The sequence below is a fragment of the Hyalangium gracile genome, from assembly GCF_020103725.1.
Taxonomy (GTDB): domain Bacteria; phylum Myxococcota; class Myxococcia; order Myxococcales; family Myxococcaceae; genus Hyalangium; species Hyalangium gracile.
The window spans coordinates 41296-54524 of record NZ_JAHXBG010000028.1; the positions used below are offsets into that span (position 1 = coordinate 41296).

Sequence of the window (13229 nt, forward strand, 5' to 3'; positions counted from 1 at the left end):
CAAGCGGCCCTCTGGCTAGCTCACCGGCCCCCATTGCCGGGAACACGCCCCCCGTTTCGTGTCACGAAGACCCCCAAGCCCCGTGACACGCCCCCATCCACCGCCGGCCCTCGGACGCTCCCTTTGGGGAAGCATCAAGCCGGACGGGTCGGCACTCCCTCAGTGAAGCGCGGCGCGAGCAGACTCGGTGCCGGGCTGTTGCACCCGGGGCTCCGAGGGACGCTCGAACCACTCCACCACCAACCCTCCGAACGGCACGCGAGGCTCCTCGGCCCCGGTGTCCTTGAGGCGCTGCAGCAGCGCCACCGCTGAATCCACGGCCTCGTCCAGGCTGCGGTTGATCACCGCGCGCTCCGGGTCTCCGCCGCCGAGCACCTCCACGGCGTCCACCAGGCAGCGCCGCAGGACGGCGAACTCGTCATAGAGGCCTCGGGCGCCGCGATCCGGCGACAGGCGCAGCACCGCGCGGGTGCGGCTCCAGGGGCTCGACTTCTCCCCGGCGAGGCTCAGGCCCAGCTCGCGGATGAAAGGCTCTACCAGTCCATCCAGCAGGCTCTGCGGCGGGTGGAGCTGATTGCCCCCGGTGCACCGAACCCGCCGCCACGCCGCGGCGAGCCTGTCCGGCTGGTGGGTGAAGACCCGAGCCACTCCGGCAGCTCGCTTCGCACGCTCTGTCATCTCTGGTGTCCTCCGCGTCACGCCGGGGGACAAAGCAAAGCGCTGGCCAGCGCTCGCAAACGGCTCGGGCTCAAGGAAATCAGCCCTTTGGACAGCACCCTCGCGCGGAGGGGAGGGGGTGGAGCCGTAATTTCTCCGGTTGGGGTTCCGAAAGGATGGGCGTGGGCACGCCCATTCCTACTGCCCGGCCCGTGTCATCTGAGGTAGGCACTGCCACTGTGGGGCTGTGAGCGGATCCGGGGCACATGGGTTGCTGCCCTGGGTGCCCTTCGTCCAGCGCCCCTCAGTGCAGCGTGGGCTTGGGCGGAGGCGTGCGGGGGCCGTGCTCGCCGTCATCCTCCACGAAGTCTCGCGGCTCCTCCGGCGGGGGCGGCTGCTCGGCCCACTCCGGGAGGGCGGGCTCGGCGGGAGGCGGGGGCAAGCCCTGCTGCGCGGCCTCGGCGGCCAGCACGCGAAGCGCGGCGTCCTCGGCGGCCTCCTCCGCGGACATGGCCTCCAGGCGTGCGGCCTGCTGCCGGCGGCGGCGGACATAGGCCACCACGCAGAGCGCCGGGGCCAGCAGCCACACCAGCTGCATGCTCGTGGTCAGCGGCAGCCAGCCGAAGCGCGTGGACAGCCCCTCGCGCCAGTGGGCCTCCTCCACGTCCAGCGAGGAGCGGAAGGCCTTGCCGAAGGCCATCTGGAACGGCTCGCCCCTGGCCATGCCGTCGATGAGCTGGTTCATCGCCCCCGGCCCGTGCCGGCCGGCCAGGTACGCCACGAAGTCCGCGCTCTGGGCATAGGCCACCTCCACGTCCGCGGGCATGTCCGGCCAGCTGTCGGACAGATCCTCGAAGTGGAGCACGTTCTGCTGCGTCACCGCGCGGAAGAGCGCGGCGTAGTGCGTGACGACGAGGCGCTCGCCCGCGAGGTGCTGGGCCAGGCCCTCCTGGAACCAGCGCGGCCAGCCCTTGGCGAACTGCCCCAGCGCCACGTGCGCCAGCTCGTGCCGCAGCGTGGTGGCGCCCTCGGGCTCGAACAGGGTCCGTGCGTCCAGGAGGATGATGTTGTGCGTGGGGTATGCCAGCGCCACCGCCCACCTGGGCGGCGCGCCACCCGGCAGTGCCAGGGCCTCGTACTCCTTGCGATCGCGGCCGATGCGGATCTCCGTCCGGCCCTGCCAGTCGCGGCCGAGCACCTTCACGAAGGAGTCCCGCACCGCCTCGATCCGCTCCGCCAGCGCCTGGGCCGAGCCCTTGGAGCCGTGCGTGTAGAGGATGCGGAAGCGCGGGGTGACGAGCTCGTCCTCGACGATGTCAGGGCGCGGGGTGGGGACCAGCGCGGGCTCCGCCAGTCCGTGGGCGCTCGGAGGAGGCTCCACGGCCTCCGCCAGGGGCGAGACCAGGAGCAGGAAGAGGAGCAGCAGCAGGCGCCGGAGGGGGTTCACGTTCCCCCAGAGATAACAGCCTCCACCACGGTGGCATCAACTCCGTGAATGACGATTCGCTTGCGACGCGACGCGTCACCCGCGAGGAGCTCCACCTGCCTCCGTGGAACCCCGAGGAGCTTGCCCAGGAACTCCACCAGGGCGGCATTGGCCTCGCCATCGACGGGAGGCGCCGCGAGCTGGACCTTGAGCAGGCCGTCGTGCTCGCCCACCACGCGGGTGCGCGAGGCGCGAGGCTGGACGAGCACCGCCAGCTCCACGCCATCCGGCACGGCCTTGAGCCAGGGAGGTGCCACGGACTACTCGCCGCTGTTGGCCTTCTTCTGGGACAGGTAGGCCACGTTGTCCTCGATGCGGGCGTAGTCGCGGTCGGCGAAGGAGGGGGCGGCGAACGTCTCGAGCAGCTTGCGGTGGGCCTCCACCACGGAGCGCACCTGGGACTCGAACTGGGTGCGCTGGCGCTTGAGCTCGTTGATGTCCTCGACGACCTGCACCAGCTTCTGGTGGGCGCCGTGGACGATCTTCTCGGCCTGGTGCTCGGCGTCCGCGATGATGATCTCGGCCTCCTTCTTGGCGGCGGCCTTGAGGTCCTCGCTGATCTTCTGGGCGGTGACCATCGTCTCCTGGAGGGTGCGCTCGCGCTCCTGGTACTGCTCGATCCGGAGCTGGGCGCGCTTGGACTCCTCCTTGAGGGCGATGTTCTCCTTCACCACCTCTTCGAACTCGCCGGCGAGCAACTCCAGGTAGGCCTCTACCTCGCGGCGGGAGAACCCGCGGAGGGCGGTGTCGAACCGCTTCTGCCGGATGTCGAGCGGGGTGATCTTCATGGCCCCGAGTATAGGTCAGCGCAGGGACTTCTCCAGGAAGTGCTCACCTGGTCGCCCGCCCGCGGATCCGCGCGCGGGCGTTCGAGCCTGGCTGGCTGCCTGGGTGGTTGTCACAGGTTACCGCCGAAGTGGAATTCCCAAGCCGGGAGCGCGACGACCTGGTGATGCCATCCTGTACGAACTGCGCATCGCTGAGGCCAGGCGCCCTGTGCGCGGACCGTTCGCGAACTGGTATGACAAGCAGACCAGTTCGGACAAAGTGCGCCCGGCGCGAGGGCGGACCGGACGCGGGGGATGTGGCCGTTCGTTGCCTCCCGAAAGGGATGAGCGCGGCTCACCGCTCCGACTTCTCGAGGAACTGCTCACCCAGTTCCTTGGCGCGGCGCGTGGCGGCCTCCACGGCGTTGATCAACGTCGTCCTCAGTCCGCCTGCCTCCAGGGTATGAAGACCCGCGATCGCCGTGCCGCCGGGGCTCGTCACCTGGTCCTTGAGCTGGCCGGGGTGGGCATTCGTCTCGATGAGGAGCTGGGCACTGCCGAGCACCGTCTGGGCGGCGAGCTTGAGCGCGGTGTAGCGCGGCAAGCCCACCTTCACGCCCGCGTCCGAGAGCGCCTCGATGACCAGGAACACATAGGCCGGGCCGCTGCCGGACAGGCCGGTGACGGCGTCCAGCAGGTTCTCCTCCACCACCGTGGTGGTGCCCACCGCCTGGAAGATGCGGCTGGCCACGGCCAGGTCCTCCTCGCTGGCGTGCTCGCCCCGAGCCAGGGCGCAGGCCCCCGCGCCCACCAGGGACGGCGTGTTGGGCATGGTGCGGATGATGCGCGCCCCGGCGCCCAGCCGCCGCTCCAGCGCCGCGATGGGCACGCCCGCGGCCACGGAGATGATGAGCTTGCGGTGGTCCAGCGCGGGCGCCACCTGGACGACCAGCTTGTCCATGGCCTGCGGCTTCACCGAGAGGATGATGATGTCCGCCTCGCGCGCGGCGGCCACGTTGTCCTGGGTGGTGCGCACGCCGTAGAGGCGCTTGAGCTCCTCCAGGCGCTCGGTCCGGCGGCCGGTGGCGATGATGCCCTCCGGACGCGCGGTGCCGGCGCGAAGCAGACCCTTGAGGATGGCCTCGGCCATGTTGCCGGTGCCGAGGAAGGCGATGGTGCGTTCGAGCATGTTCGGATTCCTGGACTCAGGGCTTCACTTCGCCGCGCCCCAGCGCGCCGCGACGTTCAGCGCGGCGGACTGGATGGCGTAGGGCAGGCGGGGATCGCGCGAGGCGCCCTCGATGGCGGCGCGGGCAGTGGGCGTGCGCTGGTAGAGCAGCCCATCCAGCGCCTGGAGCTTCACCGCATCCGGCAGGCGCGTGCTGCGCACCACGCCGATGAGGATCTCCTCGGCGCGAGGGTGCTGGAAGAGGGCCACGGCGCGCACGGCGGCCGACTGGATGCGCGGGTTGGGATCCCACAGCAGCGCGGACAGCGGGCCCAGGGCGCGCGGGTCTCCCAGCAGCGCCAGGTCCTCGATGGCGATGGCGCGGATCTCCTCGGGCGCCGGCTCCGTCGTCCACAGGATGCCGCGCAGCAGCGCCACGTCCGGGCTCACGGGGGCCGCGGCGGGCTCGGTCGAACCCGGCGCCGACGCCGCACCCTGGGCCAGGGCGGCGGGGGCGGTCAGCAGAAGGCCGGCGAGCAGCAGGGGACGCATGGCATGCCTCGGGGAAGGGGAGGCCCGGTTCTTACCGGAAAACCGCTGGATTGGGGCGCCGCCCGTGCAGAGTGGCGGCAGTTTTCTTGACGGGATCTCCGATCGTGGGACTGTGTCGGTGCTACAGGCATGTGGCGCCTACAGGAGCGACGAGCAGCCATGAGTTCGGTGGCAGTGAACTGGCAGACGCTGGACAACGTCGAGGTCGAGTGCACCCACTGCGGCGTGAGGATGACGCTGCACGAGGGGAGCGGCCGGCGGGTGAAGTACTTCCGCTGCGGCTCCTGCCACCGGTGGGTGTCGAGCACCTACACGGACATCTTCAAGTCGGACGCCAAGCTGCGCACGCACCCGGTGAAGGACACCTCCGCCGAGGACGCGAACTTCATCCAGGTGAAGGATCGGCTGGAGCGGTGGCTGGCGGCGCTGGAGGAGCAGGACCCGTACCACGTGCTGGGCGTGTCGCCGCTGGACTCCCCGGAGGTGGTGCGCACGCGCTACCGCGAGCTGGCGATGGAGCGGCACCCGGACCGGGGCGGCTCGGTGGAGAAGATGCGCGAGCTCAATGAGGCCTACGAGCGAATCCTGCGCCACCGTCAGCGCAAGCGCGAGGAGGCCATGGCCCAGCGCAAGCTGGTGGAGGACAGCGAGGCGTCCCTGCCGGCCCGCAGCAGGTAGGCCCAGAACAGCCCCCCCAGCGTCAGGCCCAGCAGGGCCTTGAGCGCGGTGGGGAAGAGGCTGCCCGGAGAGATGAAGCCCTCCACCATGGCGATGGCGGCCAGGAAGGGCGCGCAGCCCAGCACCAGCTTCACGGCCACCTTGCCGCGCAGCGCCAGCGCCTGAGCGCGCGGCAGCTCGCCCGGATCGATCAAGGCCTGACCGACGATGAGCCCCGCGCCCCCGGCGATGGTGATGATGGACAGCTCCACCGGGCCGTGCGCGGAGACGAAGTCCAGCAGCTTGAGCCCCAGGCCCTCGCGCGCGCACAGCGCGGAGATGGCGCCGATCTGCACCCCGTTGTTTACCAGGGTGAACACCGTGCCCAGGCCCAGGAGGATGCCCGAGGCGAAGGTGAAGATGACGACGGTGAGGTTGTTGGTGGCGATGCCCGAGGACACCGCGTTGGGCGGGGCCACGGAGAGGATGTCGTCGGTCCACATCCTCCCGGCCGCCACGTGGTCCCGCACGCCCTGAGGCACGAGCAGCTCCGCGCCGCGCGGCTCCAGCAGCACCACGAGCGCCCCCAGCAGCAGCCCCAGGATGAAGAGGCTGGCGCTCACGGCGACGAAGCGCCCCTCCGCGCGCAGGGTGGCGGGGAACTCGCGGCGGAAGAAGTCCCGCACGGCGAGCCAGCGATCTCGGGGGGGCTGGTAGATGGCGGCGTAGCCCTGGCCGCACAGCTGGTTGAGGAAGCGGTGCGCGTCCGTGCCCGGGTAGAACGTCTGCGCATGGGCCAGGTCCGCGGCGGCGCGGCGGTAGAGCGTGTCCAGCCGGCGCAGCTCCTCCAGGCGCACGGTGCCCGCGCGCTGACGGGCGAGCAGCTCCTGCAGCGCCTCCCAGTCCGGGCGCCGCCGGCCGACGAAGGCGGGGAGGGACTCGGCCATGTCAGCGCACCGCCTGGGCGCGGGCCCGGAGGAACTCCTCGGTGGCCTGGGTCGAGGCGAGCACGGCGGCGCGCTCCTCCTCGGCCAGCCCGCCCAGGCGCTCCACCATGCGGGTGCCCAGCTGCCGCCGCGCGTCCGGCTCCAGCCACTTCGCGCGCTCCAGGAAGGCGAGGATCAGCTCCACCTCCTCGGACGCCAGCGGCCCCGCGCCGGCGGGGAGCACCGTCGGGAGGGCCTGCGCCGAGGCCTGGGCGGCAGCCGTGTACTTGCCCAGATCGAAGCGCTCCTCTCGCACCAGCACCGTGCCGGCCAGCAGATCCCCCAGCCGGCGGTGCTGCCGGGTGAAGAGCATGCTCAGCGTGCCCACCGCATAGAACGCGGGGAGGAAGTCCACGGCGCGCAGCAGGTTGCGCACGGCGCTCTCGTAGACGCCGATGGGCGAGCCATCCACCCGCACCACGCGGATGCGCAGCAGCCGCTTGCCCGGTGTCTGCCCATGGAAGAAGACCTCGGCGAGCGTCCAGTACAGCCACTGCGTGGCGAAGAATCCCACCGCCAGCACTGTCTGCGCAAACCCAGACAGCCCCTGGAAGACGCCCAGCACGTCCGACACGAGCAGCGAGAAGATGAAGTAGGCGGTGACCCAGAAGAAGAAGAGCAGCGTGGCGTCGACGAGCCAGGCCAGGCAGCGGTAGCCAATTCCTGCCACCGGCAGGGTGAGGGCAACGCGCTCGGGGGTGGCGACATCCAGGCTGGGCGAGGAGGCGGAGGCCATGGGCTCCTCAGCATACGCTGGCCCGGACCGCTGTCCTTCGGACAGAAGGACCTGTCCCTCCCTGGACAAAAATCAAGCCCCAACGTCCGAAACCCCTGGACTCCGGTTGCAGACGTGCCCACTTGACACTCCGCCCCGGGGCGGTTCGCGAAGGAGGGGCGTTTGGTGGTAATTTTCCTTGCAAGCTGGTCGTAGTAGGGGCCAGTGAAGCAGCCGTACAAAAAACCAGGCAGCACGCCATGACAGCTGGGGGGCTTCGCATGGCAACCAATCAGATCGCTGTACGTGTGTCCGTTCTCGAGGGGCCGTGGTCCGCCTACAAGGGGCTGGCTGATGGACTTCGAGGAGAGGGTTTGCAAGTCATGTCCGTGGCGCGGGATGTCCGAGCGCTCCTGGACAGCTTGGGGACAGATCCACCGCAGGTGGCCATCCTGGACGTGGAGCCGGACGGAGATACCGCGGAAGGGTGCTCGGTGACAGAGGGGCTCGGCCTGTTGCGCGAGGCCCGGAAGCGCAGGCTGGAGGTCCGCATGTTGATGCTGTCCTCGGTCAACGCGCCGGAGATCATCTCCCAGTGCTTCGACGAGGGCGCCTCGGGGTATCTCTTCCGGGTCGGCCTGGGCGTGCCCTCGGTGGCCAATGCCATCCAGGGGCTCGTGAAGGGCGAGCGCCTGTTCCCCGTCCAGCTCCTGCGCAACGACTTCGAGCAGCCGCCCGCCGTGACGCAGCCCTCGAGCGTGCTGCACACGCTCACGCAGCGGGAGCGCGAGGTGCTCTCGTACGTGGCGGGAGGCGCGGACAACCTGAAGATCTCCGCGCACCTGCAGATCGCCGAGCGCACGGTGAAGTCCCACGTGACGCAGCTCTACCGGAAGCTGGGCGCGGAGAACCGGACGCAGCTGGCGCTGCGCGCCTGTCACCTGGGGGTACGCCCACCGGCGGACCTCTGAGGTACCGCCCCCTCCTGCCTGATGGAGGGGGCGCTGCCCAGGCCCGCCGCCACTTGAATCCCGGGTGGCGGCCTGGCTGGCGCGTGGGACGGGAGGAGTCCAGGCACATATGCTCGGGCTCTCTCCATGGAAAGGCGTCGCGTCTTGCTCCGCTCCCTCGTGCTCATCGGCTGCGTCCTCGGTATCGGCTGTGCCTCGGCGCCCAAGCGTGCTCCCACGGGCTCCACGGAGTCGGCCTCGGAGGCCCCGCGCCCGGGTTCCACCGGGCATCCCGACTTCCTCTCTCCCGCGGACGTGATGAAGCGGCTGGAGGAGTCGAAGGTGCAGTACCGCCTGGAGCCGAAGGACTCACCGCCGGGAGGCTGGGCGGACCAGCTCTGGCCCCAGCGCGTCGAGCCGGTGACGGCTCCCCGCGTGGTGGTCGAGGGCGGACAGCGCGTCATCCAGGAGTGGCCGGAGAACCCGAAGGCGCAGGAGCTGGTCAACCAGGGCGAGGTGCACTTCCGGGACCGCCGCTACGCGGAGGCGGCGAAGCTCTATGCGCAGGCGGTCGAGGCGTGCCCCGACTGCTACCTGGCGCGGGCCTACCTGGGGGACGCGAGGCTCTTTGGCGGCGACCCGGAGGCGGCGCTGGTCGACTATCGGAAGGCCACGGAGCTCAACCCGTATGACTATCGGCTCTACTACTTCCAGGGCAGCGCGCTCGCGAGGCTGGGACGGCTGGCGGAAGCCCGGGACGCCTTCGCCTCGTCGCTGGTGCTGAACCCTCGCAACCCGGTGCTCCGACAGTTCTTCCGGGAGAACCGGGGGCTGGGCATGGCGCTGCAGGGCGACATCCTGGTGCCGCGAGGCTTCGCGCACGAGGAGGGCAACGATGTGATGATCGAGTTCGATCCGGACTACGGCGCCGCGTGGCTGGCCTTCGCCAACTGCAAGGCGCTGTGGATCGGAGAGCCCTCGCACCGGGAGGAGATGACGGGGACCACCGAGCGCCACTTCTCCTCGATCGAGGAGACCGAGTGCCTGGTGTCGACGGCCATGGTCCACGTGACGCAGAGCGAGAACGCGGACGCGACGCAGAACATGGATCCCTCCCTGGATCGGCTGATGGCCGTCATCGAGGACGGGATGGTGACGGAGCTGGTCCTCTTCGAGCTGGCCACCCGCGTCCACCCCCAGTACACGCTCACGCTGGATGACGCCGATCGGGAGCGGCTGAAGGCCTACGTCCTCGAGCACGTGCTGCTGCCCGTGCGCTCGCTGAGCCTCTGAGGGCTGGGAGGGAGGCTACAGGCCCAGCTTCTGGCGCAGCACCGCATACGCCTGGCGCAGGCGCTGATCCACGGGCGACTCCAGGGCGATGCGCTGGAAGAACGAGCTCTCCGTGAGGACGATGGTGTCCGGCCGGGCCATCGGCCCTCCAGAAGGGGACGTGTGGACGGCAATGGAGGCGGGGCGTTCAGAGACGGGCGAGCAGGGCGCCGAGCACCGACTTGGAGACCTCGGGGGCCCGCGGCAGCAACTCCGTGGGCATCCAGTAGTGGAGGACCCGATTGTCCGTCTCGACCTTCGAGCGGATGAACTCCATGCCTCCCGCGCTGGCGCGCTCGGGAGCCTGAGGGAAGCAGCGCTTGCACAGGCACGGTAGCTTCGACTCGGGCTCGTGGGCGGTGAGGTTGACGGGGCCAGCCTGGGCCGGAGCCTGGGGGGCCGCGCCCGCCGCAGCGCCGCTGGCCTGGAGCAGCAGGGTGACGTCCTCGGCGGACAGGGCTCGGGGCGTCTGGAGCGACATGCCCAGGGCGCCCTTCGCCGCGCTGATGCCCTTGCCCGACTCGAAGCGGATGCGCGGGATGAGCGCGGTGATGTCGGTGATGGGGACGCGGTTGGCATTGGCGCGCCACTCGTCCTCCTGGAACTTCAACCCCTCGAGCACCGCCACCAGCCAGAGCGCCTCCTTGGGTGGACGCACGGTGACCAGGAAGAGGCGGCCCCCGGACTTGAGCGGATCGAGGTTGCGACTGGCGCTGCGGTACCGGTCGAGCGGAAGGACGTCGCCGGGCTTGCGGCCAGTCGCCTCCTTCTCGAAGACCGCCTTGCTGATGATGGCCAGCATGTCGGGCATGGGCGGAGTGTATCAGGGCCGGTAGAGTTTGCGTGTCATGACTCCCCTGGATCCGGCCGCCGTTCGGCTGTTCGACGAGGCCGCCGAGGTGCGGCGCGAGGCGGTGGACGCCGTGGACGCGGCGGCGCTCGCGGGCCGGTATGCGCTGCGACAGGCCCTGCTGGGTGATGAGGACGCCGAGGTTCGGGCCTCCGCGGCACGTCGGCTCGGGGATGCGCGGGACCGCCGCTTCACGCCGGCCCTGCTCGAGGCCCTGCGGGATCCTTTGCCCGCGGTTCGCGATCGCGCCTGGCGCGCGCTGGCCCGGCTCGGCGCTCGCGAGGTGCTGCGCGAGGCGGAGCGCGCCATCCGGGAGGAGCCGGTCTGGTGGGTGCGGCGGGCCGCGGTCCGGGCGGTGGCCTCGGTCGCCGGGGCCGAGGCGCTGCCCCTGCTCCTGCGAACCCTGGAGGATCCGTTCTGGCGGGTGCGGAACGCGGCGGTGCAGGCCCTGATCTGGTTGGGGGAGGGTGACGCCCAGGCGCGGCAACGCGTCCGCGCGGTGGGGGAGGAGGCCAGGCCTGGGCCCGTGAAGGCGGCGGTCGCGTATATCGAAGGGGTCTGGAGCGGTTCGCCCGTGTCTGGCGGAGGCCTGGTCTCGGCGGGGCCGGGCCCGGTGGCTCCGGCGGCCGGGTTGGACGATGAGGATCCGGCCGTGGTGACGGCGAGGCTGGAGCGAACGCCCGCGTCGGAGGTGACACCGGTCAAGCTGGTGGAGTGGCTGGGTGATCCGCACGAGCCGCTCCGGATGCTGGCGCGGCGGCGGTTGATCGAGCGGAGGGATCCGGAGGCGCTCCGGCTCGCGATGCGCTGGCTGGATGAGCCGCGCGTCCCTCATGCCGCGGAGGAGGTCCGCACCCTGCTCGAGCGGATCGACGTGGACGAGCTCTCCCTGGCATCGCGCATCCTGGGCGAGCCCCCGAGGCCCGGTGCCGTGGCCTGGGCGGCGCGGGTCGCGGTGCGGAGGGATGACTCCGGGCTGATGGAGCGTGTCCAGGCGCTGGCCCGGCACGAGGAGCCAGATGTTCGTCGCGCGGCGCTCTCGGGGCTGGTCTTCGATCCGGCGAGCCGGGAGACGGTGCTGGCGGCGCTGGGGGATCCGGACGCATCGGTGCGCGAGGAGGTCATCGCCGCGTGGGAGCGTCGGCCTCCGGCCCCCTCGGCCATCCAGGCCTTCGGTCGTGCGCTCGTGGCCTTCGCGCCTCGGGCCAGCACCGCGCGGGAGCGCCGTGCCGTGGCGGAGGGCGCCGGGTGCGTGGGAGACGAGGCCCTGCTCGCGCGGCTCTCGAAGGATGCCGACGCGTCGGTTCGAGCCGTGGCGCTGGGAGAGCGCGCGGTGCGAGGCAGCCTCACGGCGGAGGAGCGACGCGAGGCCCTCTCGCACGAGGACCCCTGGATTCGCACGGCGGTGCTGGATGTGGCCTCGGCGCCCGGTGTCTGCGAGGACGATCCGGACCTCTCCGCCCGACGCGCCGCCCTGTCACTGCTGGCCTCGCGGGACACGCCGCTCTCGCCCGAGGAGCGGCGGAGCATCGGCCTCGCCAGTGCGCGCTCTCAGGACCCTTGGATGCGAGCCCGCGCGACCGAGCTGCTCCGAGCGGAGGGAACCCGAGAGGAGCTGGAGGCTCTGCTGCGCCTGTCGCTCGATGCCTCGCCGATGGCCCGCTCCGCAGCCGCCTCGGTGCTGGAGGCGTGCGGGACGCTCGATGCGCACCTTACCGGCCTGCTGCGAGGCGCCGAGCGCACCCAGGATGCCGACGTTCGTGTCTCCGCCTACACCTGGCTGCTGCGCCGGGCGGACACTCCGGCCTTCGAGCAGCTCTGCACCGCGCTCCGGGACAGCTCCGAGCCGGCGCGCGTCGTAGCCCACCTGGAGGCGATGACGCTCGTCTTCCCGGACGAGGCCTTCACGGTGGCTCCGGACATCGAGAGGCGACGGCCCTCGCGGCCTCGCCGGGAGAAGACGGGCCTGAAGCGGACCGCTCCGGATGGCTCCCTGAGGGCCTCCTGGCGTCCGCTCGGCAGCACGGGCCTGAGCGTCTCTCCGCTGGTGCTCTCGGGCGCGAACGGCCTGTCGCCCGCGTCGCTGGCGGAGGCCCACGAGGCTGGCGTGAACGCCTTCTTCTGGGAGCCGGACTACACCCAGCTCACGCGCTTCCTGAAGATGACGCGGGGGCAGCGGGAGGAGCTCGTGCTGGTGGCGGGCACGTACCACTCGGGGCCCGCGGCGCTCCGGAGGGACGTGGAGTCCGCGCTGCGCCAGCTCCGCACCGACCGGTTGGACGTCTTCCTCCTGTTCTGGGTGCGCTCTCCCGAGCGACTGAACGCCGAGGACTTCGAGGCCCTGGAGAAGCTGCGCGCGGAAGGGAAGCTCCGCGCCTTCGGCTTCTCCACCCACCTGCGAGACCTGGCGGTGGAGGCGCTCCGGCGCAACCCGTGGCCCGTGGTGATGACCCGCCACAGCGCCGCGCACCCGGGGGCGGAGGCCGCCTTCTTCCCGGAGGCGCTCTCCCGGGGCACGGGCGTGCTCACCTTCACCGCTACGTGCTACGGCCGGCTCCTCCAGCCGATGCCGGGGATGCCCGCGGACGCGGCGCTCCCGAGCGCGGTGGACTGCTACCGCTACAGCCTCAGCCAGCCGGGTGTCAGCGCGTGCCTCTCCGCGCCGCGCAGCCACCGCGAGCTGCTGCAGAACCTGGAGGTGCTCTCCCGGCCGAGGATGATGCCCGAGGCCCTGGAGGCGATGCGCGCGCACGGCGCACGGGTCCGCGCGCGCAACCAGCAGTTCAACGCGCTCGTCCGCCAGGCGCCGGGCGGCACGCGCGATACGTTCCTCGCACTCCTGGAGGAGGACGAGCCTCCCCCGACCTGAGGAAGTCTTCACACCGCGTGCGGAATGTGCTGGAGTCGACAGTGCTCCTGGGGTCGCGTGCAGCCAGCCTTTCGTCCGCGATGTCACGTCGCGGCTGCTAGCGATACCCATTGAAGAATGACGCAGTACGGGGTCCGCCTTGCGGGCTTCCCTGACCCCGTCCGCATCTGCAGTGCAGGTGGCGGCGGCTCCAGGAGCACAGTTTCTTCCGCCGCATGGGGGGATGGACCCCAGGAGAAC

Annotated in this window: 14 protein-coding genes; 4 read left to right on the forward strand and 10 right to left on the reverse strand. The window is 71.0% G+C overall.

The window, feature by feature from the left end; all coding sequences use genetic code 11:
- Window positions 1–159: 159 nt before the first annotated feature.
- The 6 genes from KY572_RS38380 to KY572_RS38405 form a co-directional block, all read right to left on the reverse strand.
- Complete coding sequence (locus tag KY572_RS38380) at window positions 160–678, reverse strand: hypothetical protein (RefSeq protein WP_224248690.1); 519 nt, start codon at window positions 676–678, stop codon at window positions 160–162.
- Window positions 679–961: 283 nt separating this feature from the next.
- Complete coding sequence (locus KY572_RS38385) at window positions 962–2104, reverse strand: peptidase MA family metallohydrolase (RefSeq protein WP_224248691.1); 1143 nt, start codon at window positions 2102–2104, stop codon at window positions 962–964.
- Complete coding sequence (locus tag KY572_RS38390) at window positions 2101–2400, reverse strand: DUF167 domain-containing protein (RefSeq protein WP_224248692.1); 300 nt, start codon at window positions 2398–2400, stop codon at window positions 2101–2103. The genes KY572_RS38385 and KY572_RS38390 overlap by 4 nt, the downstream gene beginning before the upstream one ends.
- A gap of 3 nt (window positions 2401–2403) precedes the next feature.
- Window positions 2404–2931, reverse strand: a complete 528-nt coding sequence (locus KY572_RS38395; RefSeq protein ID WP_224248693.1) for a DivIVA domain-containing protein — start codon at window positions 2929–2931, stop codon at window positions 2404–2406.
- 334 nt (window positions 2932–3265) lie between these two features.
- Window positions 3266–4099: a pyrroline-5-carboxylate reductase gene (gene proC, locus KY572_RS38400; protein ID WP_224248694.1), complete on the reverse strand. Its 834-nt coding sequence runs from the start codon at window positions 4097–4099 to the stop codon at window positions 3266–3268.
- Between the two features lie 24 nt (window positions 4100–4123).
- Window positions 4124–4630, reverse strand: a complete 507-nt coding sequence (locus KY572_RS38405) for a HEAT repeat domain-containing protein (RefSeq protein WP_224248695.1) — start codon at window positions 4628–4630, stop codon at window positions 4124–4126.
- A 159-nt stretch (window positions 4631–4789) separates the two neighbouring features.
- Between KY572_RS38405 and KY572_RS38410 the strand changes: the two genes are divergently transcribed.
- Window positions 4790–5308: a J domain-containing protein gene (locus KY572_RS38410; protein ID WP_224248696.1), complete on the forward strand. Its 519-nt coding sequence runs from the start codon at window positions 4790–4792 to the stop codon at window positions 5306–5308.
- Here KY572_RS38410 and KY572_RS38415 read toward each other — a convergent pair.
- Together KY572_RS38415 and KY572_RS38420 are read right to left on the reverse strand one after the other, a co-directional pair.
- Entirely contained in the window at window positions 5227–6234 is a 1008-nt protein-coding gene (locus tag KY572_RS38415; protein WP_224248697.1) for a stage II sporulation protein M, read from the reverse strand. The two genes, KY572_RS38410 and KY572_RS38415, sit on opposite strands and share 82 nt — an antisense overlap.
- A 1-nt stretch (window position 6235) precedes the next feature.
- Window positions 6236–7009, reverse strand: a complete 774-nt coding sequence (locus tag KY572_RS38420) for an RDD family protein (RefSeq protein ID WP_224248698.1) — start codon at window positions 7007–7009, stop codon at window positions 6236–6238.
- A gap of 260 nt (window positions 7010–7269) precedes the next feature.
- On the opposite strand from KY572_RS38420, the gene fruA reads away from it, so the two are divergent.
- Both fruA and KY572_RS38430 read left to right on the forward strand, forming a co-directional pair.
- Window positions 7270–7959: a response regulator transcription factor FruA gene (gene fruA, locus KY572_RS38425; RefSeq protein ID WP_224248699.1), complete on the forward strand. Its 690-nt coding sequence runs from the start codon at window positions 7270–7272 to the stop codon at window positions 7957–7959.
- Window positions 7960–8103: 144 nt separating this feature from the next.
- The gene (locus KY572_RS38430) at window positions 8104–9231 is read left to right on the forward strand and encodes a tetratricopeptide repeat protein (RefSeq protein ID WP_224248700.1); all 1128 of its coding nucleotides are present in this window, start codon (window positions 8104–8106) and stop codon (window positions 9229–9231) included.
- A 15-nt stretch (window positions 9232–9246) separates the two neighbouring features.
- Here the strand turns inward: KY572_RS38430 and KY572_RS38435 are convergent, their stop codons facing one another.
- On the reverse strand, window positions 9247–9372 hold the full coding sequence (locus KY572_RS38435) for an SIR2 family protein (protein WP_224248701.1): 126 nt from the start codon (window positions 9370–9372) through the stop codon (window positions 9247–9249).
- Between the two features lie 46 nt (window positions 9373–9418).
- On the reverse strand, window positions 9419–10081 hold the full coding sequence (locus KY572_RS38440; protein ID WP_224248702.1) for a hypothetical protein: 663 nt from the start codon (window positions 10079–10081) through the stop codon (window positions 9419–9421).
- Window positions 10082–10118: 37 nt separating this feature from the next.
- Here KY572_RS38440 and KY572_RS38445 point away from each other — a divergent pair, with 37 nt between their 5' ends.
- Window positions 10119–12989: an aldo/keto reductase gene (locus tag KY572_RS38445; RefSeq protein WP_224248703.1), complete on the forward strand. Its 2871-nt coding sequence runs from the start codon at window positions 10119–10121 to the stop codon at window positions 12987–12989.
- Window positions 12990–13229: the final 240 nt, after the last annotated feature.

Bases quoted from the DNA above. Each gene is read 5' to 3' on its own strand.
- KY572_RS38380 (WP_224248690.1), bottom strand. From the start codon at position 678: ATGACAGAGCGTGCGAAGCGAGCTGCCGGAGTGGCTCGGGTCTTCACC.
- KY572_RS38395 (WP_224248693.1), bottom strand. From the start codon at position 2,931: ATGAAGATCACCCCGCTCGACATCCGGCAGAAGCGGTTCGACACCGCC.
- proC (WP_224248694.1), bottom strand. From the start codon at position 4,099: ATGCTCGAACGCACCATCGCCTTCCTCGGCACCGGCAACATGGCCGAG.
- KY572_RS38405 (WP_224248695.1), bottom strand. From the start codon at position 4,630: ATGCGTCCCCTGCTGCTCGCCGGCCTTCTGCTGACCGCCCCCGCCGCC.
- KY572_RS38410 (WP_224248696.1), top strand. From the start codon at position 4,790: ATGAGTTCGGTGGCAGTGAACTGGCAGACGCTGGACAACGTCGAGGTC.
- KY572_RS38415 (WP_224248697.1), bottom strand. From the start codon at position 6,234: ATGGCCGAGTCCCTCCCCGCCTTCGTCGGCCGGCGGCGCCCGGACTGG.
- KY572_RS38420 (WP_224248698.1), bottom strand. From the start codon at position 7,009: ATGGCCTCCGCCTCCTCGCCCAGCCTGGATGTCGCCACCCCCGAGCGC.
- fruA (WP_224248699.1), top strand. From the start codon at position 7,270: ATGGCAACCAATCAGATCGCTGTACGTGTGTCCGTTCTCGAGGGGCCG.
- KY572_RS38435 (WP_224248701.1), bottom strand. From the start codon at position 9,372: ATGGCCCGGCCGGACACCATCGTCCTCACGGAGAGCTCGTTCTTCCAG.
- KY572_RS38440 (WP_224248702.1), bottom strand. From the start codon at position 10,081: ATGCCCGACATGCTGGCCATCATCAGCAAGGCGGTCTTCGAGAAGGAG.
- KY572_RS38445 (WP_224248703.1), top strand. From the start codon at position 10,119: ATGACTCCCCTGGATCCGGCCGCCGTTCGGCTGTTCGACGAGGCCGCC.